Below are 21,642 nucleotides of genomic sequence, written 5' to 3'. Positions count from 1 at the left end.
CGACGAGACGGGCTCAAATCCGCGCCGGTGTAGGAGGATCAAAGAATGAAGAGCGTCACGTGCACCAACGCCAAGCTCGAAGTCGTCGACCAGCCCACCCCGGTGCCGGGCAAGGGCCAGTTGCTGATCGAGGTGCTGCGGTGCGGCATCTGCGGATCCGACCTGCATGCGCGCCACCACTGCGACGAACTCGCCGACGTCATGGCCGAATCCGGCTATGACGCGTTCATGCGATCGGACCAGCACGTCGTGTTCGGCCACGAATTCTGCGGCGAGGTCCTCGATTACGGCCCCGGCACCCGAAAGGCCCCGCGGACCGGCACCCGGGTCGTCGCCTTGCCGTTGCTGCGCCGCGGCAAGGAGGTGCACGGGATCGGGCTGTCGACGATGGCGCCGGGCGCCTATGCCGAGCAGCTCCTCGTCGAGCAGTCGCTGACGTTGCCCGTCCCCAGCGGGCTGGCGCCCGAGGTGGCCGCCCTGACCGAACCCATGGCCGTCGGCTGGCACGCGGTGCGGCGCGGCGAGGTCGGCAAGGGTGACGTCGCGATCGTGATCGGCTGCGGGCCAATCGGTCTCGCGGTGATCTGCATGCTCAAGGCGCACGGCGTGCGCACCGTGATCGCCAGCGACTTCTCGTCGGGCCGGCGCGCGCTGGCGACCGCCTGCGGCGCCGACATCGTCGTCGATCCCGCCCAGGACTCGCCCTACGCGACCGACGCGAGCAGCAAGCACCTGCAAGGCATCCTCGAGGCGTTCGATCTGGCGGTCGGCACCATCGAAAAGCTGCAACGCCTGCGGCTGCCCTGGTGGCACTTTTGGCGCGCCGCCGAGGCCGCCGGCGCCGCAACGCCGAAACACCCCGTCATCTTCGAATGTGTCGGCGTCCCAGGCATTATCGACGGCATCATCGCGGGCGCCCCGCTGTTCTCGCGCGTCGTCGTGGTCGGCGTCTGCATGGGTTCGGACCACATCCGCCCGGCGATGGCGATCAACAAGGAGACCGACCTTCGGTTCGTGCTGGGCTACACCCCGCTGGAATTCCGCGACACGCTGCACATGCTCGCCGACGGCAAGGTCAACGTCGCCCCGCTGATCACCGGGACGGTCGGGCTGCCCGGGGTCGAAGCCGCGTTCGACGCGCTCGGCGATCCGGAGGCGCACGCGAAGATCCTCATCGACCCCAAGAGCGACGCCGCGACCCCGGTTGGCGCATAACGGTTTCCGGCGGAAATGATTTCACCAGCAATCACATCCGACCCATGGGCCCCTGGCGGAGCGGCCACCTGTCGTGCCCGCCTCCGAGCGACAAAATCCCTCGGGCGCCCGATTGTCGCTGAGGCGGGCACATGGTCGACCCCCAATCTGGGGGACTCATGTGAGGTGTTGTCGTTGCCGCGACGGACCGTCTAGGACGCCGGCTCTATCTCCAGCCCGACGTGCACCTTGTCGATCCCGCCGCGCACGATCGAGTGCGCATAGAACCACCAGGCGTGATACCAGTACCGCTTGAGCACGGCGTTGTAGACGCGCCGCGTCTCGGACTTCGGCAGGACCCGGGCAACCCCCTCGACCGCCTCGCCCTTCGGCTTTCCCAACGCCGTGCTGCGCGCGAGCGTCACCCGGGGCGTGTTGCGGATCCGCCTGACCTTCCACGACCCGTCGTCGGTGATGACGAGCAGCTTGCCGCCCTCGGGAACGCCCCAGATCGCGGTCGGCTTGGGGCGGCCGTCCTTGGTGAAGGTGGTCAGGAGCAGGTACTTGGACTTGATCACGTCCTGGAAGCTGGGAGCCACACTTCATCCTTATCAGGTGTTGCGGCCGCCGTTGACGCCGAGTATCTGCCCGGTGATGTAGCCGGCCTCCTCGGACACGAAAAACGCGCACGCCGCCGCGATGTCCTCGGGCCTGCCCACCCGGCGCACCGGGGTGCGCGCGATGTGGTCCTCGACGGTGCCGCCGAGCAGCTGCCGTCGCTCGGCGCTGCGCAGCATCGGGGTGTCGACGAACCCCGGCGGCACCGCGTTGACGGTGATCCCGCTCGGACCGTATTCGAGGGCGAGCGACTTGGTCAGGCCGTTGACCGCGGACTTCGCCGCCACATAGTGGGCCATGAAGGGCTGGCCGGAATGGGTGCTCGACGAGGAGATGTTGACGATGCGCCCCCAGACCGCCTCGATCATGTCGGGAAGCACGGCCTGAATGGTGTGGAACACCCCGTTCAGGTTGACGTCGATCACCTTCGACCACGCCTCGAAGGACATGTCCAGGAATTTATTGAAGCCCTCCACGCCGGCCGCGTTGACCAAGACCAGGATCGGGCCGAGCGCCTCGCGGATGGCCGCAACCGCCGCGTCGACCTGTGCGCGGTCGGTGACGTCGGCGACGTAACCGAACCCGTCGTCGGTGGGCGACAGATCGATGACCGCCACCCGGAATCCGTCGCTGCGCAACTGCTCCGCGACCGCGCGGCCGATCCCGGACGCACCGCCGGTGACCACCGCCGTCTTCACCCGCGCCCACCCGCCTTTCTGAGCGATCGCCCAGCACGTGGGCTCGACATTGCCTATCACCCTTTTGCCAGGTCGGTCAAGGCGCCCGACACTCCCCACGGCGACCGGTTGATTTTTGGCGATCGCCCAATTTAGGGTCGGTGATGGCCAGGGACTCGACAACTCGGGACATGCTGATCGACGCGACGAGCCGGATCATGGTCGACGAGGGCTACGCCGCGGCCACGTCGCGGCGGGTCGCGGCCGAGGCCGGCGTCAAACCGGCCTTGGTGCACTACTACTTCCCCACGATGGACGAGTTGTACCTCGACGTGTTCCGGCGCGGGGCCGCCGCCTACCTGGCACGGCAGAGCGAGGCGCTGGCCTCCGACCGGCCGCTGCACGCCTTCTGGCAGACGCTCATCGAACCCAAGGACGCGCGGCTGCTATTGGAGTTCATGGGACTTGCCAACCATCGCAAGGAGATCCGGGCGGAGATCTCCGCCTGGCAGGAGCGGTGGCGCGAGCAGCAGATCACCGCGCTGAACTTCGTCGTCCGCGAACACGGCCTTGACACAAGCGAATTCCCACCGGCGGGCATCGCGGTCGTCATCGCCGCGATCGGGCGCACCCTGATCCTCGAGCAGACGCTCGGCACCAAAGGCGGCCACGACGAGGCCGTCCAGCTGGTGAACCGGTTCCTGGATCGGTTCGAGATGCCGACCCCGAAGAAGCCGCGCGGCTGACCTACGGGAGCACCACCCGCAGGCGCTCCCAGCCGCGCACCGTCGACGTCGACGCCAATTGCGCTGTGTCGTAGTCGATGTCCCACTCCGGCCACCGGTTAAGGATCTCGTCCAGCGCCACGCGGCCCTCAAGGCGCGCCAGGTTCGCCCCGAGGCAATAGTGCACGCCCTTACCGAAGGTGATGTGAGAGATGTTGTCGCGGCGGATGTTGAACGTGTCGGGATCGTCATAGCGGCGGTGATCGCGGTTGGCGGCGCCGAACAGCAGCAGCATGGCGCTGCCGGCCGGAACGGTCCGGCCGTAGCACTCGAAATCCTTTGTCATCCAACGCGCGACGTGGGGCCCGGTGGGCTCAAACCGCAGCGTCTCGTCGACGGTCCGGGTCAACAGTGACCGATCCCGATAGACCTCGCGGCGTTGGTCGGGGTGCTCGGCCAATACCTTGGCCAGCCAGCCGATCAGCCGTCCGGTGGTCTCGTTGCCCGCGCCGGCGACCACCTGGGTGTAATGCAGCACCTCCTTGCGGGTCAGCTTGCGATGCACCCCGTGCTCGTCGTCGAACTCCACGTTGAGCAGCACCGTCATCAGGTCGTCCGACGGGTTCTTCGATCGCCATTCGACATAGTCGGCGTAGATCCGCCCGTCGGCGATCGAGTCGGCGTCGGCGACCTTCATCGGAGTGCCCGGCTTGGTGCGCAGGTTGGCGTCGTTGGCGTCACGCACCGAAACCTGTTCGGACTCAGGGATTCCCAGAAGCATGCCGATCACCCGCATCGGCATCATCGAGGCGAGCTCGGCGATGATGTCGAATCCCCCGGAGCCGACGAGCGGGTCCAGGCACCGCACGCAGTACCGCCGGATCTGGTCTTCGAGCTCGGCCATCCGGCGCGGGGTGAACACGCGCGACATCAGGCCGCGCAGCCTGGTGTGTTCGGGCGGATCCTGGAACATCATGACGCCGCCCGGCATGTCGAATTTCGACTGGATCAGCTCCAGGATGTCGCTTCTCCTGTTGGAGAAGGTCTCCCAGTTCGCCAGGGCCCGTTCGACGTCGGAATGCCTTGATATCGCCCAGAAGTCGTACCGCTCATTGTAGTAGAGCGGCGCCTCTTCGCGCAGCCGCGCATAGGTGGGGTACGGGTCTGCGATGATCCCGGTGTCGTAGGGGTCGTAATAGACGTCGGTGTCGTTGGTGACGGTCATCGATGCATCCTTACTTCAGGCAGCTGCCGGCATCCACCGGGAGCGCGACGCCGGTGATGTAACGCGCTTCGTCGGAGGCCAGGAACAGCACGGCGTTGGTGATGTCTTCCGGGGTCACCCACGGGATGGGCAGGTAGTGGAAGCTCTGGCACACCGGCGCCAGGTCGTCGGGTCCCGGGTTTTCCAGCTCCGGCCGGAAAGCGCGGTAGGTGGCCTCGTTCATCAGCAGCGGCGAATTCACGTGCGTCGGGAGCACGGCGTTGACCCTGACCATGTGCTGGCCCAATTCGACTGCGAACGAACGCATCAGCCCGATCACACCATGCTTGGCCGCGACGTAATGACCCATGTGCGAATACGCCTTGTTACCGGCCACCGACGATGTGAGAACGATGGAGCCGCCGCGCCCGCCCTCGAGAATGTGCGGAACGCCGGCCTTCACCGTCTTCCACACCCCGCTGAGGTTGACGTCGATCATCTCCTGCCACAGCGCCTCGTCGGTCTTGTGCAGCTTTCCCGCCGTCGTGCCGATGCCGGCGTTGGCGACGATGACGTCCAGGCCCCCCAGCTGTTCGACCCCGCCGTCGACGGCGGCCCGCAGCGCGTCGAAATCGCGGACGTCGACCACGGCGGTGACGATGCGGCCGCCGGCGTCCTTCACCAAGCCTGCGGTCTCGTCGAGGTCTTCGGGCGTCGCGCCGTCGGCCGGTGACGCCTCGAACTTGCGGCAGATGTCGACGGCGATGATGTCGGCGCCCTCCCGCGCGAGCCGGACCGCGTGACTGCGGCCCTGTCCACGTGCGGCGCCGGTCACGAACGCGACCTTGCCCTCCATCCGGCCCATTGCCACCTCGATCCCGATAATTGGGCGATCGCCCAAATTCGGGCGCACGCCATGTCTAGCAGCACCGGGAGGGGATCGTCAAGAGCGCAGGGCGGTGTCGATCAGCGTGGCCGCGGCGGCGCGGGCGTGGGAGACGGGCGCGGTGTCGTTCAGCGAGGTGGCCATCGCGGTGGCGCCCTCGAACAGCACGGCCAGCTGCTGGCCGAGCAGGTGAGGGTCGGCGGCACCCGCCTGCTGCGCGACCGCGACGAGGCGGCGGGTGAATGCCTGCTTGTGTGCACGCACGATCTCGTCCGTGCTCGGCAGAGATCCGGCGGATTCGACGGCCGCGTTGTGAAAAGGACAGCCGCGCAATACTTCCCGGGGCGACATTTCGAAGATCGCCAGGAGACGCTCCCGCGGGGAGATGGTGGTGTCTTCCAGCCGCCGCTCATTGGGCGAGCCGCCGCGGGCCTCGTAGCCGCGCAGGTAGTTGTCCACGAGGTCGTTCTTGCTGGCGAAGTGCTGATAGAGCGTGCGCTTCGAGACGTTGGCCTCTTGGGCGATGAGTTCGACGCCGGTCGCATGAATCCCGTTGCGATAGAAGAGCCGCTCCGCGGCGCGTTCGATGCGCTCGCGGGCCCCACGCCCGCCGCCTGCAGAAGAGCGCATTGTGGCCTCATTCACACCCCGATTGTACACCGAGCGGTTTACAAAGCTCTGAACCTAGGCTACCTTCAACCGGATAAGTAAACCGATCAGTTTCCGAGGGCGGGTGCATGACGACATCGCAGCAAACGCGCACCGAACAGTCGCGTGTGGTCACCTGGCATGATCCGATCGCCACGCAGGCCGCGGCCGCGTCGATGTCCGGCCTCGCGTATTGGCGAGCGGTCGCCGACGAACACCTGCCACCACCGCCGATCGGCGAACTCATGCGGATGCGGGTCGTCGATGTCGACAACGGGCGAATCGCCTTCAGCTGCACTCCCGACGGGTCGATGTACAACCCGCTCGGGATGGTGCACGGCGGAGCCGTGTGCACGCTGCTGGACACTGTGACCGCCTGCGCGCTGCACACCACCCTGCCCGAAGGCGTCGGCTACACCTCGGTCGAAATCAAGGTCAACTACCTCAAGGCCGTCACCGCGGCCAGCGGCACGATGACCGCCGTCGGCACCGTCGTCAAGGCGGGCTCGCGGATCGGGTTCGCCGAAGGCGAGGTCACCGACGGATCGGGAAACCTGGTCGCCACCGCGAGCAGCACCCTGCTGATCTTCGAAATGCCCAGTCACTGAAAGGATTCCGCTATGTCATCCGTTCTCATCACCGGCGCGAATCGCGGCATCGGCCGTGCCATCGCCACCGAGTTCGCCCGCCGCGGGCACCGGGTGGTGGCCACAGCACGCGATCCACAGACGCTGGCCGATCTCCACGTCAGCGAGCGACTGGCCCTCGACGTCACCGACGACGCCAGCGTGGCCGCGGCCATCGCGGCCGCCGGTGACATCGACATTCTCATCGCCAATGCCGGGGTCATCTTCTATGCCGCCGTGGAGGCCACGCCGCTTGCGGAGCTGCAGCGGCTGCTCAACCTCAACACGGTCGGCGCGATCCGCGTCGCACAGGCGGTCCTGCCGCAGATGCGCGCCCGCGGCGACGGGAAACTGATGTTCATGTCGAGCATCCTCGGCCGCGTGGTGCTGCCGCCCAGCGCGGCGTACGCGTCGACGAAGTGGGCGTTGGAGGCCTTGGTCGAGGCGCTCGCCATCGAGGTAGCGCCGTTCGGGGTGCAGGCCGCCCTGCTCGAACCCGGTGCTGTGAGCTCTGGCGCGCTCGACGATGTGACCACCTACACGCTGCCGGACGACCCCTACGCAGCGATGCTGGCGGGCGGCGGCCCGCGCGCCGGGATCATCACACCGGAGCAAGTCGCCGCCGAGGTGGTCGACGCCGCCGAGAAACCGCAGCTTCCGCTGCGAATTCCGATCGGGGACGCCGCGCGGGCGCTGTTGGCCGCCCGTCATGATGCGCCGGACGACGTTCCGTTCGTTCCGTCGGATTACTTCGCCTGAATGGGCCGGATGAGGCGGTCCGCCGTACCGAATCCGTGAAGATTGATCACCCGCGTGTGAAAGGTTCGTTAAGAACGCGGCGGACCCCGCCGCACGCCTGCACCGTGGAAGCATGACGCTGTCCGAGCTGCTTTCGTCGCAGCGGCGTGAGGTGAGACCGCACCTCGACCGCGCGATCTGGCCGCTGAGCAGCTCCGTCGACGAAATGGGCCGGTTGTGCATCGGCGGGGTGGCCGCCACCGACCTCGCCGCCGAGTTCGGCACCCCCGCCTACGTGGTCGATGAAGAAGACTTCCGCGCCCGAATCCGGGGCTATCGCGCGGCGCTGCCCGGCGTCGAGCTGCTCTACGCGGGCAGGGCCCTGCTCAGCGCGGCCGTCGCGGGGTGGGCCGCCGAGGAAGGCGCGGGCGTGGAGGTCTGCTCGGGCGGCGAGCTGGCCACCGCCCTGACCGGCGAGGTGCCGCCGTCGAACATCGTGCTCAACGGCACCGCGAAGAGCGCGGGCGAGCTCGACGACGCCGTCGCCGCGGGGGTGGGGCGAATCGTGATCGACACCCCGAACGAGATCGCGCTGCTGGCCGGGCGGGTGCGCCGTCGTCAGCGCGTGCTGCTGCGAGTGATTCCCGACGTCGAAGGCGGCGACCAGACATTCGGCTTCGCCCTGGCGGGCGGCCAGGCGCTCGGCGCGGTCAAGCGCCTCCTGGGCGAGCCGTGGCTTGACCTGGTCGGGCTGCACTGCCAATTGGGCTCGCAGCTCGCCGAGGTCGGGCTGTACGGCGAGGCGATCCGCCAGATGCTGGCCCTGATGGCCGAGGTCCGCGATCGCCATCAGGTGGTGCTGACCGAGCTCAGCCTCGGGGGCGGACACGCGGTCCCCTACCGGAACGGCGATCCCGAGCTCGACCCGGGGGCATTCGGCGCGGCCGTCGACGCCGCGCTCCAATCCGATTGTGCGCGGCACGATTACCCGCGGCCGCGGATCGTGGCCGGGCCGGGCCGGGCGATCGCGGCCCGCGCCGGGATCACGCTGTACCGGGTGGTCGCCGTCAAGCGCCGGCCAGACGGACACACGGTCGTCGCGGTCGACGGCGGCATGAGCGATAACCCACGGATGGCGCCCGCCGGCGCGAAATACACCGTGGCCCTGGCCAACCGGGCCGCGACGGCGGACGGCGCGCCGGTCACGGTGGTGGGCCGGCACTGCGAGGCCGGCGACGAGATCGCCCGCGACGTCGAGCTGCCCGCCGACATCCACCCCGGCGACCTGCTGGCGGTGGCCTGCACCGGCGCCTACCACTACTCGATGGGATCGAGCTGCAGCGTCGTCGGACGCCCACCGCTGGTCGCGGTCGCCGGGGGCGAGGCGCGCGAGTTGGTGCGCCGCGAAACCATCGCGGACCTGCTCGCCCGCGACCGTGGTTGGTCGGGCCGTTCGGATCAGGGCGGACGGCGATGTCCGGCATAGCGATTCGCCGGACGCTGTCCGGTGCCGCATCCGTCCGCATCACGGCGACCTACGCCGTCGTCCTCGTCGCGGTATCGCTCTTGTTGACCGCACTCGGCCCGCACGCCCGCGAGGTCGCGGTGAGCCGCATGAGCACCAACCTGCACAACCTGGCCCACGGCCGCCTGACCACGTTGGTCGGCAGCGCGTTCGTCGACGACGGCGGCGATATCTGCGCCTGCCTGCCGGCGCTGGTCTGCCTGCTGGCCCTGGGCGAATTGATTTGGCGTGGTAGAGGTTTGGTCATCACCTTCGCGGTCGGCCACGTCGGTGCCACGCTGATCGTGGCCGCCGGGCTGGTCGTCGCACTCAAGGTGGGCTGGCTGCCGTTCTCGGTCGCGCGGGCGAGCGACGTGGGGGTCAGCTACGGCGCGGTGTGCGTGCTGGGCGCGCTGACGGCGTCCATACCGTCGCGCTGGCGGTCCGCGTGGGTCGGCTGGTGGCTGGGAATCGCGTTGATGGCCGCCTCGGGGGCGGACTTCACCGCGGTCGGCCACGTCGTCGCGCTGCTGCTCGGCATCGGTCTGTCCTACCGGCTGCCGTCGACGGCCGACTGGACGCCCATACGGGTCGCATTGCTAAGCGGCGGTTCCGCTTTCGGCTATTTCATGCTGTCCGGGTCATCGCCGGTGACAACGGTCGCCGGTTTGGCGGGGATACTGGTCGCGCTTCTCACCGCCCGGGTATCGCGGCCGCGCAGCGAGGCCCCGCCGCCGGAATTCGTTCGGCAACCCGTGCGAGCTTAGGCGCCTGCCTCAGGCTACGAGAGCCCGTTCAGCCCGTTCAGCCCAAAGAGCAATCCGCCGGTTCCGCCCTGACCGCCGCCGCCCGTGGTAAACCCGGACCCGCCGTTACCGCCGTTTCCACCGTCTCCGTTCAGGACGGCGTTGCCGCCCTTGCCGCCGTTACCGCCTGGATTGTAGGAGCTGCCGCCGTCGCCACCGACGCCGCCGTCACCGTAGAGGAGGCCGCCGTTGCCGCCGCCCCCGCCGTTGCCCCCGGCGCCAAAACCGAACCCTCCGACGCCGCCGGCGCCACCAGCGCCGGCCAGCACGCCGCCCGACCCTCCCGATCCACCGGCCCCGCCGACCCCGCTCAGCCCGTTACCACCGGTGCCACCCATCCCGCCGGCGCCGCCGGAACCGAAGAGTAGGCCGCCGCTGCCGCCGCTGCCGCCGTCGCCGCCGTTCCCGGGGTTGCCGGCGCCGGTGCCACCAATGCCGCCGCCGCCACCCGAGCCGACAAGAAGGCCTCCGTGGCCGCCGACGCCGCCAGCCCCCCCGGTGCCGGAAAGGGCGAAGCCGCCTGCGCCGCCTATGCCGCCGGTGCCGAACACGCCGCCGGCGCCACCAGCGCCGCCCGTCCCGCCCTGGCCGCCGCCGAGCTGTGACAGCCCGCCGGCGCCGCCGGCGCCGCCCGTGCCGAAGAGCCCGGCAGCCCCACCGGCGCCGCCCGTCCCGCCGTTGCCCAGCCCGTCGTTCCCGCCGGCGCCGCCCGTACCGCCGTGGCCGAACACCAGCCCGCCGGCCCCGCCGTTACCGCCGGCGGTCGCTCCGCCGGCCGCGCCGGCCCCACCGGGGCCGCCGTTGCCCAACAGCCCGGCAGCCCCTCCGTTACCGCCGTTATGACCTGTCCCGCCCGATCCGCCGGCCCCGCCATTGCCGTATAACCATCCGCCGGCGCCACCGGGCAGCCCGCTGCCCGGAGCCGCGTTGGCGCCGTTGCCGATCAGCGGGCGGCCGGTCAGCGCCAGGAAGGGCTCGTTGACCAGGGTGAGGACGTCCTGCTCTATCGTCTGCGCCGGACTGGCCGCAAATGCCGCAACATTGGCGGCGTCCGCACTGGCATACGATCCCGCGCCCGCCGTTAGTGCCCGCACGAAATCGTTATGAAACGCCGCCACCCGCGCGCCGAGTGCCGCAAAACCCTGACCATGAGCCGAGAACAACGAAGCAATTGCCGCCGACACCTCATCCTCGGCTGCGGCCAGAATCCCCGTCGTCGGCGCCACCGCTGCTGACCTGGCCACGTCGAGTGACGAACCGATGTTCGCCAGATCCGTTGCCGCCGCCGTCATCAGTTCTGGCGTCGCGATCGCAAACGACATGGGACACCTCCCGACGTCATGACTAACGAGTTACGGCGGCCCGGAACCGCATTCCCGGCGTCCGGTCGTGCGCAATTTGGAATGGTAATGCTGAAACGCACTCGGCGCCGGGTTACACCGCCCCGCAGCGGAGGCATAAGCGGCTTCGGGGCGGGCGGCCGCAAGGCCACGGGCGGCGACGGCCGACGCCGGGTAGGCGTTAACCGAATTTCTTTTGTGCAAACGAGGCCGCCCAAACGCCTGCTGTGCTGAAGTGAGCTTCGACTTACGGACGCGAGCAGACATATATGGTCATCGTTGACCCCTCGGTGCTAGCCAACGGCGCCGCCAGCCTGAGCAGCCTCGGCACCTCTCTCGAAGAGGCCTATGTCGTGGCGGAACTGCCGACCACCGGCATCCTGGCTCCAGCCGCCGACCAAGTCTCGGCAACCATCACCGCGCTACTGAACGGCCACGGGCAGTGGTATCAGCAGCTGGCCGGCCGAGCTGAGGCGTTCCGCCAGGAATTCACTCAGACCTTGGCGGCGGCCGGCCGCGCCTATCAAAACACCGAGTGGTCGGTCATGGAGTCGCTGTGGACCGGAACCACCCAGCTCGAGCAGGCGCTGCTAGGCGGCATCCCCGGGTTCAATGCGGGGCCGGCGGTAACGATCCCTCCGCTGCCGACGGCCCCGGTCGGCCAGACGGTGGCCCTGCTGGTCGGCGGTTCGGGCTACCCGGTGCTGAGTAGCTGGTATCCCTGGATGATTCACTGGCTCTACTTCCCGGGCGTGAGCAACTACGGCTCGATCTTCACGCCCGAGCAGTTCTGGCCCTTCACGCCGGAGTTGGGGGCCTTGACGCTGGGGCAGTCCAACCACGCCGGGGTGTCGCTGCTCGATCAGGCCATCACCACGGGGATCGCCAACGGGAACAAGCTGCTGGTGTGGACAACCAGCCAGTCGTCCATCGTGGCGACCGACGAGATCCGCAACCTGATGGCGGCGGGCTCGCCCTACACCGACGACCTGTCGTTCATCCTGACCGGCAACCCGAACAATCCCAATGGCGGGATGTTCGAGCGGTTCGTCGGTGCCTACATCCCCGGCCTCGACGTGCTGTTCAACGGGGCGACGCCGCCGAACGCGCCCTACCAGGTTCAGATCTTCACCAACCAATACGACGCGGTGGGCGACTTCCCGGAGTACCCGCTGAACGTGGTGAGCGACACCAACGCTTTGTTCGGTTTCTTTTTCAAGGCGCACGACTACGCCCCATACGCGCCGTATTCGACCCCGATGCCGCTGGCGACGTCACCCGGCTACACCGGGAGCACCACTTACATGTTCGACCTGACGCAGAATCTGCCGTTGGTGAGCCCGCTGCGCGAGTCGCTGCCGCAGCCGTATGGCAACGCGTTGGCCGACCTGCTGCAGCCGGATCTGCGGGTGCTCGCCGACATGGGCTATGGCTCCGGTGAGTATCCCGATCTGCCCACCCCGGCGCGGCTGATCGAGATCCCCAACCTGCCCAACGTCGCCACCGACCTTTTGCACGGTGCGGTACAAGGTCCGCAGGCCGCCCTGGTGGACCTCGGGCTGCTGCCGGCGTCCGAAATGCCCACCGGCTACCCCTTCAACCCGGTCCTCGACCCGGGTCTGAACCTGCCGCTGCCCCAGTCCCCGGTGACGGGCGTCTCGCTGCTGACCGGCTTCGAGGGGCAGCTGATGCGGACGCTCGGACTCGTTCCGCCGTGGGATGCCTGAAAGTGATACGCGGCCGCGCATGAGCCAAGCGGCGGTTGGCCGGCGAATTTCGCCCCCTTCCACCCGCGCTCATGCCATTGCCTCCGCCCAGGCGATATGGCCTTCGAAGCCAAGCGTTTTCGCCACATCGCGGTAGCGATCTCGGAAGTCTCGATATGCAGCGGTATCGCCGTGTGCCTGCGCCAACAGTGCCCGCAGGCGCAGCAGCCAGATGTCGCGCGCCACTAAGCCGTCGTCGGCCGGGGCCGCCGCCAACCGCTCGATCGCGGCCGCGGCCTCGGACACGTCGCCGACGGCCCCGCGTTCCAGCAACGCGTTCACCAGAACACCCGTAGCGGTCATCCCCCACCCCAGCAGCCGTCCTTCGCGGAACAAATCGTCGGCGGCGGCGCGCATGACCTGTATCGCTTCGCCACGATCCCCGGACCGAAACGTCTCACGCGCCAAGTACACGTTGACCGTCGGCAGGTCGCAGAGGTGCAGTTGCCAGCGTTCGTACATTTCCCGGACCTCCGCCAGCAGCTGCTGTCCCCGGTCGCGATCGGCTGCCGGTTGGCGGTGCACCAGCGCGAGACCCAGGGTCATCCGGGCGGAGGCCAATGCGAAATCGTCGCCGGATCGTTCGGCGATCCGTAAGGCATCTTCGCTTTCGCGCACAGCGCGATCGTCGGCAACGAGCACCCCGCCGGGTATTCCCCCGGAGTAGATGTAACTCACGACCGTCGTATAGGAAATCGGGTCGGCGCTTCGGGCCATGGCGAGGGCCCGCTCCACGTCGTCACGCCAACCGGGGCGGCCAAGGGAATAGCGGGCATCAGCGCGCTGCGCGAGGGCAACCGCTAACGGGCATCCGACGATCAAGCTGCCTTTCGACGGGTCACCGTCGGCCAGGTCGATGACCCGTTGCGACCACCGCAACACGTCCCAATACTCGGCGCTTTCCGTCTTGGCAAAGATGGGCATGCACGACAGACCCACCGTCAACTCCTGGTCCCCGATCGACTCGATGAGGACCATGGCTTCAGATGCCATCTCCGAGGCCTCTGCTACACGATCCTTGAATGCGCGCTCGGCCACCAGCCCCACCATGGCAATCGCCTGCGAGGCCTTATCCCCTGCGGCCGTGCACAGCTCCCGCAGTTCGTTGAAGCGGTCGTCGGCGAGCTTTTCGTGAACCCGCCAGGCGGTAGCGCACAACATGGTCCGCGGGGCGATGCGCATGCCCAGCCGGTTGGGATCCTCGTCGGGCAATGCATCGGCGATCGTTCGGGCCCGTTCCCAACTCAACCGCGCCGCAGCGATGTCACGGGTGGTCGCCCACGCCGCGGCGCGTAGGTGCCAGCCGTAGGCGGCCTGCAAGTCACCGCCCGCCACCAGGTGCTCCGCGATCACCGCGGCATTGTCGTCCGCCGCCGCCGGGTCGCGTGACTCGATGGCGGCCGCGACGCGCCGGTGCAGCTCGGCGCGATCAGACTTGAGCTGCGACGCATAGGCCACCGTCCAAATCATCGGGTGGTGAAACACATATTCCCGTCGTCGAATGAACCTCACCTGATCAACCAGCTCGGCACCCACGAGGTCCTCGAGGCGCGGATCGATGCCGAGCGTTTCCAGCAAGTCGAGGCCGAACCTCGAGCCGATGACCGCCGCTGCGCTCAGCGTGCGCTTGGCTTTCGGGTCGAGGCGGTCGATGCGCGCGGCGATGGTCGCCTGCAGCGTGGCGGGCACGGTCACCTCGCCGACGTCTGCCGTCGACATGTATGCGCCGCGTTCACCGCGCAGCGCGCCACGCTCGGCCAGCTCGCGCACGATCTCCTCGGCGAAGAACGGATTACCGGCTGCGGTTTCGGCGATCTTCTCGCGCAACGCATCAACGGAAGGGTCCGAACCCAGCCGCTCCGCGACCAGGGCCATGGTTTCTGAATCACTCAGCGGCGCAAGGGCAATCGTCTGAGCCCCGGAGGCCCGGCCAAGTGCGCCCCGATATTCGGGACGGTAGGTAACCAGCACCAGCGACGACGTCTGCGGGACCACCATGAGGAACTCGGCCAGCATGGATTCGCTGACTTCGTCGATCCAGTGCACGTCCTCGACTACATAGACCGCCGGGGCTTCGCGCGCCAGCGCCACCGATTTGATCAGCGCAGCCAACCGCCGCCGCCGCGCGTCCGGATCGATCTTCGGCGCTTCCATGCCGGGATCGGCGATGCCGAGCAGGTCATCGAAGAGCACTAGGTCCTCGGGGTCGGCTCCGAGCGTCCGCGTCCGGATCTGCGTACGGGCGGCCGCGCCGTCCAGGTCATCCACGCCGCTGGCCGCCCGCAGCAGCCGCGCAACGACGCGGAAAGGGATGTCGCTGGTGTGTGATTCGCAGTAGGCGGTGAACACGTCGACACCCCGGGCGGCGGCCATCGCGGCAACCTCGCGGACCAGGCGGCTCTTGCCAATGCCCGCTGAACCGACCAGGCCGACCACCGCGCCGTGGCCGTCGATGGCACGCTCCAGCAGGCCCTCGATCGCGGCCAATTCCCAGCGTCGACCGACCAGAGCCGAGTCGGCACGCCCGACGCCGCGCTGGGGTTCGCCTACGCCCAGCAGGCGATAGGCGGCCACCGGTTCGTCGTCACCCTTGATCCGAACCATCTCCGGTTCGCCAAGGGCAGCTGCGCCGGCCACCAGCCGGGCGGTTGACGGGCTAAGCATTACCCCGCCGGGCGGAGCGACCGACTCCATCCGCTGCGCTATCCCCACCTGCTCGCCAATTGTGGTGTAGCCCAAGGTAACCGAGCCGACTTCGCCGGCAATCACCTGACCCGAATTGAGCCCGATGCGCAATGCTAGGTCGACACCGTCCCGGTGGCGGACCTCGGCTACCAACCCTGCGAGTTCGTCGTGGATTGCCAGTGACGCGAGACATGCCCTTAAGGCATGGTCTTCCAACGCTATTGGCGCGCCGAAGACGGCCATGATGCCGTCGCCGGTGAACTTGTCCACCGTTCCGTCGTACCGCCGCACCACATTTGCCGCCCGGTTAACCAATTCCGCCATAATCTCGCGCAACCGCTCCGCCCCGACGGCAGAGGCGATGTCCATCGACCTGACGACGTCGGCGAACAGCACCGTCACCTGCTTGTACTCCGCCGGTGCGGCGGCCTCGCCAACCGGTGCGCCACATCCATGGCAAAACCGCGCATTCGGCAGGGGTTCGGTGCCGCATGCGCGGCAGGCCAGCACGGCCGTCATACGACCTCCGCCAATCCGCCCCCGAGTTTCATGGCCCTCCCAGGATAAGGCGGACTATGCGGCTGACGACCCGCAACTTCAAACTCGCCGGTCCTTATCGCGGCTCCGCTGGACGCTTCGGCTCGCCCGGCATCTCCGGGTTGCCTAAGCAGAAGCGCACATCCGCCGGTGGCGGAAGGCCCCGGCGACGCCCGGCACGCCCCGCGGCGTAGCCCAACCACGCCGGTACGTCGGGGCGCTCACCGACGGCGCGCTTAATACGGCACAACGGAGCTTTGTGATCATGATCTCTAGTGAATGCCGGTTGGGCGGACATCAATTCGAAACCATAAACCGTTCATTTCAACGAAGGACGCGAAAAGATCGGAGCCTTGAAATGAACGTCCACGCCACGCCCGACCGGATCGACTACCACTTGACCCGCGCGTTCGTCGCCATAGAGCTACAAAGCCAAGACCGGATCGACCAGGCCGTCGACCGGCTGGCTATCAGCCTGCTCGTACAAGCCTGACCATCAGCACGCAAACCGCCGTCATTACCCAGCAATCGCACATCTGACAGAGCAAGCGCCCGACATGCTGGGGCGCGCCTCAGTCGGTGGTGTGGACGATCAGCACGTCGGTCTTGGCCCGGCGGGAGACTTCGGATGGGACTGCTCCCAGCAACCGCCCGACGACCTTGCTGAGGCCAACGTTGCCGACGACCAGTAGGTCGGCATGGACCTCCTCGGCCAGACTTACCAGCGCGTCGACCGGGTGGCCGACGATCGCCTCCTGCAGCACGTTCTTGGCCCCGGCTTTGTACGCCCGGTCGCTGGCGTCCCGCAGGATCTCGCGGAAGGGGGTTTCGCGCTGCGTCCGGTAGTCCGCGCCGTGGTCGCTTCCCGGCGGGATGGCGTAGCGGCCCTTTTCCTCGCGGACGGGGGCATGCGCCGTTGCGACGATCAATTTCGCACCCTGATCCGCAGCGATCGCCGCTGCGCGGTCGACCGCCAGCATCGACGTGTACGAGCCATCGGTGCCGACCACAACGGTCTGATAGCCGCTCATTTCCCACCCAGTGTAGGGGCCGATGGGGTCAAACGTAACGGCCCGCGCGTTATTTGCGGCGACGGCCATCAATCAAGAGGCACGGAGAAGCCACGAGCAGGCTGACTGCTCACCCCGGCTTGTTTTTCCTAGTCAGATCGGTATCCCGGCTCGGCTGAACGCGCTTCGGCTCGCCCGGCATTTTGGGGTAGTTCGGCGGATACGGCATATCGCCCAGCCCGCGCTCCTGGTCGGCGGCCGCCAGCTCCAGCAGGGGCGTGATCGACTGCGCGACGTCGTCCATGGCGGCCCACGGATCGTCCCGGCTCTTCACCAGGTCGGGCACGGTCGCCATGGTGTAGTCGTCGGGATCGGCGCCGGCCAACTCGTCCCACGTCAGCGGCGTCGACACGGTCGCGATCGGCGTGCGCCGCACCGAATACGGCGACGCCATGGTGCGGTCGCGGGCGTTCTGGTTGAAGTCGATGAAGATCCGCTCACCGCGCTGTTCCTTCCACCACGACGTGGTCACCGCATCGGGTGCGCGGCGCTCCACCGCGCGGGCCAGCGCGATGCCCGCCCGGCGCACCGCGACGAAGTCCCACTCGGGGGCGATGCGCAGGAACACGTGCACCCCGCGGCCGCCGGACGTCTTCGGGTATCCGACCAGACCGAGTTCGTCGAGCAGCGGGCGCAACACGTCGACGGCCACCGCCCGCGCTTCCCCAAATCCGGTGCCCGGCTGCGGATCCAGGTCGATCCGCAACTCGTCGGGATGGTCCGTGTCCGGGCAGCGCACTTGCCACGGGTGCAGCGTGACCGTGCCCATCTGCGCCGCCCACACGATGGCCGACGGGTGCGTCACCTTCAGCGCGTCGGCGGTCCGCCCCGATGGGAAGGTCACCCGGCAGGTCTCCAGGTAGTCGGGATGATGCTGCGGCACCCGCTTCTGGTAGATCTCCTCGCCGTCGATGCCGTCCGGGAAGCGCTGCAGATGGGTGGGCCGGTCGCGCAGCGCGGTCAGCATCGGACCGCCGGCCACCGCCAGGTAGTACTCGACGAGCCGACGCTTGGTCCCGTTCGACCCCAGGGCGGGGAAGTACACCTTGTCGGGGTTGGTCACCCGCACGGCGACGCCGTCGACGTCGAGCTCTTCTGCAGCAGCCATATCCTCAGCTTATGGACCTACCCGTCATGCCGCCGGTGTCGCCGATGCTCGCCAAGCCGGTGCGCTCGATGCCGCCGGACGCGTCGTATGAACCCAAATGGGACGGATTCCGGTCCATCTGCTTCCGCGACGGCGACGACGTCGAGCTCGGCAGCCGCAACGAGCGCCCGATGACCCGGTATTTCCCTGAGCTGGTCGCGGCGGTGCGGGCCGAGCTGCCGCAGCGCTGCGTGATCGACGGCGAGATCGTCGTCGCCACCGACCACGGCCTGGACTTCGAGGCGCTGCAACAGCGGATCCACCCGGCCGACTCGCGGGTGCGGATGCTCGCCGAGAAGACGCCGGCGTCCTTCATCGCGTTCGACCTGCTCGCGCTGGGCGACGACGACTACACCGGGCGCCCGTTCAGCGAGCGGCGCGCGGCCCTCGTCGACGCCCTGGCCGATTCGGGGCCGTCGATCCACGTCACGCCGGCCACCACCGACTTGGAGACCGCGCAACGCTGGTTCGAGGAGTTCGAGGGCGCCGGCCTCGACGGGGTCATCGCCAAGCCGCTGGGCATCACGTATCAGCCGGACAAGCGCGTCATGTTCAAGGTCAAGCACGAACGGACCGCCGACTGCGTGGTCGCTGGCTACCGGGTGCACAAGTCCGGCGGTGACGCGATCGGCTCGCTGCTGCTCGGGCTGTACACGGAGGACGGCCAGCTCGCGTCGGTCGGCGTGATCGGCGCCTTCCCGATGGCCGAACGGCGGCGGCTGTTCGCCGAATTGCAGCCGCTGGTTACCACTTTCGACGGCCACCCGTGGAACTGGGCCGCGCACGAAGCCGGCGAACGCACCCCACGCAAGAACGAATTCTCGCGCTGGAACGCGGGCAAGGACCTGTCGTTCGTGCCGCTACGGCCCGAGCGGGTGGTCGAGGTCCGCTACGACCACATGGAGGGCCCGCGGTTCCGCCACACCGCCCAGTTCAGCCGGTGGCGCCCCGACCGCGACCCGCGCTCGTGCACCTACGCGCAACTCGAACAGCCGGTCACCTTCGGCCTCGGCGACATCGTCCCCGGCCTGGGGCCGGACTAGGGGCACCGCCGGATCACGCGTGCGGGCAGAACATCCCGAGGATCTGCTGGCAGTTGTCCTTGTTGATCAGGCCCGGTGGCGCTGGCGGGGGCGGCGGCGGCGGATTGTCTCCGTCCCAGATGTTCTGGGCGACGTTCCCCTGCCCGAAGTACACGTAGTAGTAGGTGTGGCAGATGTTGTTGTCCCAGATCACCGGGTTGGTGACGTGGTTGCCGGTCGGCGGCAGCGGCTGCCCCGGGCACCAGCGGCACGGCCCCTGCGGGTGATCCTCCGGGCAACCGGGCCACGCGTTCAGCGGCGCGGGACCGGGATGGGCCGACGCGGTTCCCACGGTCAGTCCCAGGCCGGCAACGCCGAGACCGCCGGCCACCACCGCGGTGGTCGCCAGCCGCGCGATTCGCCCTGTCATGGAACGAACGTTGTTCATCATTGTCCTTTCCGATCGAGGCCCGGGTGGGCCGCTGTGCTGAACAAAGTCGACATCGCCGGCGCCGCTACCGGTCCCAATTTCGACGGCGTGTGTGGGCCTTACGGACGGGAAGTGCTCGGAATTCATCCCTAGGCCCCACACACTCGACGGCTCGCGTTCGCGGCTACGGGCACATGAACGCGATCGGTGGACACCCCCGGGGCGTGATCGCCTCCGGCGGCGGGTTATCTCCATCCCAAATCGACATGGGCCGGCCCTGGCTGGTCACGTTGCCCATCCCGTAGTTGGTCGAGTACCAGGTGTGGCAGACGTTCCAGTCCCAGTCGATCAGGCTGTTGACCACGTAGGGCATGTTCTTGGGATCCCCCGGGCACCAGCGGTGTGGGCCGTCGGCGTGGGCGGTGCCCGCTCCCAGCGCAACTCCGCCCGCCGCCGTCGCACCGGAAAGCAGCGCACCGGCCAGGATCGATTTCAGGACGCGGGTGCTATCCATAAGGGTTCCTTTCGCCGCTGTGGGCCGTAACCTATCGCCGCCCACTTGCGAAATTCTTGCGATTGCCGCACCGAATGGAAACCCCCGAATTCGGCTGCGGGGCGCCCACTAGGCTGTCGTGATGCTCAATATCGCCGCGCTTTTCGTGGCCGGCACCGCCGCACTCGACGACACCGGCGCGATCTACGCGACCCGCATCCCCACGACCGGCTTTCAGGTTCCGCAAATCCCTTTGACCGCAAAGGTTCCGGTCGTGCTGGTGGTGCACGCCCGCTGCGGCGGTGACTACGACCCGGAACTACATGTCGTGTGCAAAGATCCCGGCGGGACACCCCGCGGCAGCCTGGAGGGCAAGTGGCATTGGCCGGACGAGGGCGATAAGCCGTCCAAGTATCGGTGCTTTACCCAAGACCTCGTCATTTCCGTCGAGTCGGTGGGCGAGTACACAATCGGCGCCTATTACGACCCGCAGGGAAAGATCGAGTTGGCCACACCAATCCCGGTGTCGATTTCCTTGGTCGAGGCAAGTCCGGGGGGCGACGACGGGGAAGGCACCGAACCCGAGGCCTGAGCGGCGTTTATCCGGGCCAGGGAGCGGGCACGCGAAAAGAATGTCAGTAACAGCGTTTAAGGACCTGCCGTTGGCCGATCGGGACCGCAAGTGGGACGGGGACGCCGCCGACAAGCGCGTCCGCAAGTGGGCCGGTGCCGAGGACAAGCCGAACCAGAAATACCGGGACGCCCACATCTGGTACGACAGCGACAAGAAGGACAACTTCACCGCATACAAGTTGCTGTTCGCCGACGTCATCGGCGGCGAACTCAAAGCGGTCCCGCGCGGAGTGATGATCGCCGGCGCGATCATGGACGGCGCACGCGGCGGCATCGATTTGCCCAAGGCCGACATCGACCGCGTCAAGAGTCACCTGGCGAAGTACTACAAGAAGATGGAAGAGACCGCGCCCTGGGAACGCGGCTGATCTCACCGGCTGCGACGGCTGCCAGTGAGCAGGTTGTAGCAAGTCGATCATCGCGGGCAGCGTTGCCGCAACAGCACTTTCGTACGGTGATGGCATGCTAGGGCAAGAAGCACGTCAATGACTTGGTACTGCTGGGCCACCCAGGCAATCATGGTCATCTGCCTTACGGCGCGCCACCTGACACCTCACGGAACGGAAAACAATCGGCCGGGCCGCGGCGAATCTCCCGCGCCCCACCCATGGCCGTTCGCGCACAGCGGGATTCACGACGAGGCCTACCGCCAGCGCATCATGTGAACGTTCGCGCTAGGGCTTCAGGCTTTCAGTGTGCAATGACGGTTTACAGAGTGAGCTCAGGGGGATTTCGGCGATCTGTCCGCCCAGAATTCACGCACGACGCCCACGATTCACACTCAACGTCCGAGCGGCGTGGACCACCAGGCGACCAGCTAGTGTCGTGAGTCGTTAATTCGTCGACAGTAGTTTGCGACGGACTCCAGGATTTGGTCGGCGGTCTTGGTCCAG

The 21,642-nt window shown here is 67.8% G+C and carries 22 protein-coding genes; 11 read left to right on the top strand and 11 right to left on the bottom strand.

The genetic code is table 11. The features are described from left to right. Window positions 1-45 precede the first annotated feature (45 nt). Window positions 46-1,215, top strand: a complete 1,170-nt coding sequence (locus tag A5712_RS15290; RefSeq protein ID WP_068106681.1) for a zinc-binding dehydrogenase — start codon at window positions 46-48, stop codon at window positions 1,213-1,215. A 191-nt stretch (window positions 1,216-1,406) separates the two neighbouring features. Here A5712_RS15290 and A5712_RS15285 read toward each other — a convergent pair whose 3' ends face one another. Beyond that, a complete protein-coding gene (locus A5712_RS15285; protein WP_068106678.1) occupies window positions 1,407-1,793 on the bottom strand; it encodes a PPOX class F420-dependent oxidoreductase in 387 nt (128 codons plus the stop codon). 12 nt (window positions 1,794-1,805) lie between these two features. Then, window positions 1,806-2,510, bottom strand: a complete 705-nt coding sequence (locus A5712_RS15280; RefSeq protein WP_068106675.1) for an SDR family NAD(P)-dependent oxidoreductase — start codon at window positions 2,508-2,510, stop codon at window positions 1,806-1,808. Window positions 2,511-2,680: 170 nt separating this feature from the next. Here A5712_RS15280 and A5712_RS15275 point away from each other — a divergent pair, with 170 nt between their 5' ends. Next, window positions 2,681-3,235 (top strand): TetR/AcrR family transcriptional regulator, encoded by a 555-nt coding sequence (locus tag A5712_RS15275; protein ID WP_068106669.1) that lies wholly within the window; start codon window positions 2,681-2,683, stop codon window positions 3,233-3,235. Between the two features lies 1 nt (window position 3,236). On the opposite strand, the gene A5712_RS15270 is transcribed toward A5712_RS15275, so the two are convergent. From A5712_RS15270 to A5712_RS15260, 3 genes are all read right to left on the bottom strand, one after another. Beyond that, on the bottom strand, window positions 3,237-4,439 hold the full coding sequence (locus A5712_RS15270) for a cytochrome P450 (protein WP_068106666.1): 1,203 nt from the start codon (window positions 4,437-4,439) through the stop codon (window positions 3,237-3,239). A gap of 10 nt (window positions 4,440-4,449) precedes the next feature. Continuing rightward, window positions 4,450-5,283: a mycofactocin-coupled SDR family oxidoreductase gene (locus A5712_RS15265; RefSeq protein ID WP_068106663.1), complete on the bottom strand. Its 834-nt coding sequence runs from the start codon at window positions 5,281-5,283 to the stop codon at window positions 4,450-4,452. A 78-nt stretch (window positions 5,284-5,361) separates the two neighbouring features. Further along, window positions 5,362-5,934, bottom strand: a complete 573-nt coding sequence (locus A5712_RS15260) for a TetR/AcrR family transcriptional regulator (RefSeq protein WP_068106660.1) — start codon at window positions 5,932-5,934, stop codon at window positions 5,362-5,364. Window positions 5,935-6,041: 107 nt separating this feature from the next. Between A5712_RS15260 and A5712_RS15255 the strand changes: the two genes are divergently transcribed. The 4 genes from A5712_RS15255 (at window position 6,042) to A5712_RS15240 (ending at window position 9,587) form a co-directional block, all read left to right on the top strand. After that, entirely contained in the window at window positions 6,042-6,560 is a 519-nt protein-coding gene (locus tag A5712_RS15255; RefSeq protein WP_068106658.1) for a PaaI family thioesterase, read from the top strand. A 12-nt stretch (window positions 6,561-6,572) separates the two neighbouring features. Next, the gene (locus A5712_RS15250) at window positions 6,573-7,337 is read left to right on the top strand and encodes an SDR family NAD(P)-dependent oxidoreductase (RefSeq protein ID WP_068106655.1); all 765 of its coding nucleotides are present in this window, start codon (window positions 6,573-6,575) and stop codon (window positions 7,335-7,337) included. Between the two features lie 112 nt (window positions 7,338-7,449). Further along, window positions 7,450-8,802, top strand: coding sequence for a diaminopimelate decarboxylase (gene lysA, locus A5712_RS15245; RefSeq protein ID WP_068106653.1), 1,353 nt, complete (start codon window positions 7,450-7,452; stop codon window positions 8,800-8,802). Continuing rightward, window positions 8,790-9,587: a rhomboid-like protein gene (locus tag A5712_RS15240; protein WP_068106649.1), complete on the top strand. Its 798-nt coding sequence runs from the start codon at window positions 8,790-8,792 to the stop codon at window positions 9,585-9,587. The genes lysA and A5712_RS15240 overlap by 13 nt, the downstream gene beginning before the upstream one ends. A 14-nt stretch (window positions 9,588-9,601) precedes the next feature. On the opposite strand, the gene A5712_RS15235 is transcribed toward A5712_RS15240, so the two are convergent. Further along, window positions 9,602-10,948 carry a PE family protein gene (locus tag A5712_RS15235; RefSeq protein ID WP_068106646.1) on the bottom strand — a complete coding sequence of 449 codons (1,347 nt, stop codon included), beginning with the start codon at window positions 10,946-10,948 and terminating at the stop codon, window positions 9,602-9,604. A 287-nt stretch (window positions 10,949-11,235) separates the two neighbouring features. Between A5712_RS15235 and A5712_RS15230 the strand changes: the two genes are divergently transcribed. Then, window positions 11,236-12,693, top strand: coding sequence for a PE-PPE domain-containing protein (locus tag A5712_RS15230; RefSeq protein WP_068106643.1), 1,458 nt, complete (start codon window positions 11,236-11,238; stop codon window positions 12,691-12,693). A 69-nt stretch (window positions 12,694-12,762) separates the two neighbouring features. Here the strand turns inward: A5712_RS15230 and A5712_RS15225 are convergent, their stop codons facing one another. Continuing rightward, a complete protein-coding gene (locus A5712_RS15225) occupies window positions 12,763-15,936 on the bottom strand; it encodes an adenylate/guanylate cyclase domain-containing protein (RefSeq protein ID WP_068106639.1) in 3,174 nt (1,057 codons plus the stop codon). Between the two features lie 376 nt (window positions 15,937-16,312). Between A5712_RS15225 and A5712_RS32360 the strand changes: the two genes are divergently transcribed. Further along, window positions 16,313-16,447, top strand: coding sequence for a hypothetical protein (locus tag A5712_RS32360; protein WP_255404410.1), 135 nt, complete (start codon window positions 16,313-16,315; stop codon window positions 16,445-16,447). 79 nt (window positions 16,448-16,526) lie between these two features. Here A5712_RS32360 and A5712_RS15220 read toward each other — a convergent pair whose 3' ends face one another. Both A5712_RS15220 and ligD read right to left on the bottom strand, forming a co-directional pair. Continuing rightward, on the bottom strand, window positions 16,527-16,985 hold the full coding sequence (locus tag A5712_RS15220) for a universal stress protein (RefSeq protein WP_068106635.1): 459 nt from the start codon (window positions 16,983-16,985) through the stop codon (window positions 16,527-16,529). A gap of 109 nt (window positions 16,986-17,094) precedes the next feature. Then, window positions 17,095-18,132 (bottom strand): non-homologous end-joining DNA ligase, encoded by a 1,038-nt coding sequence (gene ligD, locus A5712_RS15215; RefSeq protein WP_068106632.1) that lies wholly within the window; start codon window positions 18,130-18,132, stop codon window positions 17,095-17,097. Window positions 18,133-18,143: 11 nt separating this feature from the next. On the opposite strand from ligD, the gene A5712_RS15210 reads away from it, so the two are divergent. After that, window positions 18,144-19,214, top strand: a complete 1,071-nt coding sequence (locus A5712_RS15210; RefSeq protein ID WP_068106629.1) for an ATP-dependent DNA ligase — start codon at window positions 18,144-18,146, stop codon at window positions 19,212-19,214. A gap of 13 nt (window positions 19,215-19,227) precedes the next feature. Here A5712_RS15210 and A5712_RS15205 read toward each other — a convergent pair whose 3' ends face one another. Then, entirely contained in the window at window positions 19,228-19,623 is a 396-nt protein-coding gene (locus A5712_RS15205) for a hypothetical protein (RefSeq protein WP_068106709.1), read from the bottom strand. Between the two features lie 184 nt (window positions 19,624-19,807). Beyond that, window positions 19,808-20,137, bottom strand: coding sequence for a hypothetical protein (locus A5712_RS15200; RefSeq protein ID WP_068106626.1), 330 nt, complete (start codon window positions 20,135-20,137; stop codon window positions 19,808-19,810). A 121-nt stretch (window positions 20,138-20,258) separates the two neighbouring features. Here A5712_RS15200 and A5712_RS15195 point away from each other — a divergent pair, with 121 nt between their 5' ends. Together A5712_RS15195 and A5712_RS15190 are read left to right on the top strand one after the other, a co-directional pair. Next, complete coding sequence (locus tag A5712_RS15195) at window positions 20,259-20,708, top strand: hypothetical protein (protein ID WP_068106623.1); 450 nt, start codon at window positions 20,259-20,261, stop codon at window positions 20,706-20,708. Between the two features lie 40 nt (window positions 20,709-20,748). Beyond that, window positions 20,749-21,117 carry a hypothetical protein gene (locus A5712_RS15190; RefSeq protein WP_068106620.1) on the top strand — a complete coding sequence of 123 codons (369 nt, stop codon included), beginning with the start codon at window positions 20,749-20,751 and terminating at the stop codon, window positions 21,115-21,117. The last annotated feature ends 525 nt before the right edge of the window (window positions 21,118-21,642 follow it).

This window comes from Mycobacterium sp. E2327, assembly GCF_001672675.1.
Taxonomy (GTDB): domain Bacteria; phylum Actinomycetota; class Actinomycetes; order Mycobacteriales; family Mycobacteriaceae; genus Mycobacterium.
Note: the sequence above shows the minus strand (reverse complement) of the source record. Positions and strands in the feature narration are given on the sequence as shown.

What these genes read in the sequence shown, in the direction of transcription:
- A5712_RS15200 (WP_068106626.1), bottom strand. Translation starts at nt 20,137, where the DNA reads ATGGATAGCACCCGCGTCCTGAAATCGATCCTGGCCGGTGCGCTGCTT.
- A5712_RS15240 (WP_068106649.1), top strand. Translation starts at nt 8,790, where the DNA reads ATGTCCGGCATAGCGATTCGCCGGACGCTGTCCGGTGCCGCATCCGTC.
- A5712_RS15250 (WP_068106655.1), top strand. Translation starts at nt 6,573, where the DNA reads ATGTCATCCGTTCTCATCACCGGCGCGAATCGCGGCATCGGCCGTGCC.
- A5712_RS32360 (WP_255404410.1), top strand. Translation starts at nt 16,313, where the DNA reads ATGAACGTCCACGCCACGCCCGACCGGATCGACTACCACTTGACCCGC.
- A5712_RS15265 (WP_068106663.1), bottom strand. Translation starts at nt 5,283, where the DNA reads ATGGGCCGGATGGAGGGCAAGGTCGCGTTCGTGACCGGCGCCGCACGT.
- A5712_RS15220 (WP_068106635.1), bottom strand. Translation starts at nt 16,985, where the DNA reads ATGAGCGGCTATCAGACCGTTGTGGTCGGCACCGATGGCTCGTACACG.
- A5712_RS15230 (WP_068106643.1), top strand. Translation starts at nt 11,236, where the DNA reads ATGGTCATCGTTGACCCCTCGGTGCTAGCCAACGGCGCCGCCAGCCTG.
- A5712_RS15270 (WP_068106666.1), bottom strand. Translation starts at nt 4,439, where the DNA reads ATGACCGTCACCAACGACACCGACGTCTATTACGACCCCTACGACACC.
- ligD (WP_068106632.1), bottom strand. Translation starts at nt 18,132, where the DNA reads ATGGCTGCTGCAGAAGAGCTCGACGTCGACGGCGTCGCCGTGCGGGTG.
- A5712_RS15235 (WP_068106646.1), bottom strand. Translation starts at nt 10,948, where the DNA reads ATGTCGTTTGCGATCGCGACGCCAGAACTGATGACGGCGGCGGCAACG.
- A5712_RS15290 (WP_068106681.1), top strand. Translation starts at nt 46, where the DNA reads ATGAAGAGCGTCACGTGCACCAACGCCAAGCTCGAAGTCGTCGACCAG.
- A5712_RS15190 (WP_068106620.1), top strand. Translation starts at nt 20,749, where the DNA reads ATGTCAGTAACAGCGTTTAAGGACCTGCCGTTGGCCGATCGGGACCGC.
- A5712_RS15205 (WP_068106709.1), bottom strand. Translation starts at nt 19,623, where the DNA reads ATGACAGGGCGAATCGCGCGGCTGGCGACCACCGCGGTGGTGGCCGGC.
- A5712_RS15275 (WP_068106669.1), top strand. Translation starts at nt 2,681, where the DNA reads ATGCTGATCGACGCGACGAGCCGGATCATGGTCGACGAGGGCTACGCC.
- A5712_RS15195 (WP_068106623.1), top strand. Translation starts at nt 20,259, where the DNA reads ATGCTCAATATCGCCGCGCTTTTCGTGGCCGGCACCGCCGCACTCGAC.
- lysA (WP_068106653.1), top strand. Translation starts at nt 7,450, where the DNA reads ATGACGCTGTCCGAGCTGCTTTCGTCGCAGCGGCGTGAGGTGAGACCG.
- A5712_RS15260 (WP_068106660.1), bottom strand. Translation starts at nt 5,934, where the DNA reads ATGCGCTCTTCTGCAGGCGGCGGGCGTGGGGCCCGCGAGCGCATCGAA.
- A5712_RS15255 (WP_068106658.1), top strand. Translation starts at nt 6,042, where the DNA reads ATGACGACATCGCAGCAAACGCGCACCGAACAGTCGCGTGTGGTCACC.
- A5712_RS15225 (WP_068106639.1), bottom strand. Translation starts at nt 15,936, where the DNA reads ATGACGGCCGTGCTGGCCTGCCGCGCATGCGGCACCGAACCCCTGCCG.
- A5712_RS15210 (WP_068106629.1), top strand. Translation starts at nt 18,144, where the DNA reads ATGGACCTACCCGTCATGCCGCCGGTGTCGCCGATGCTCGCCAAGCCG.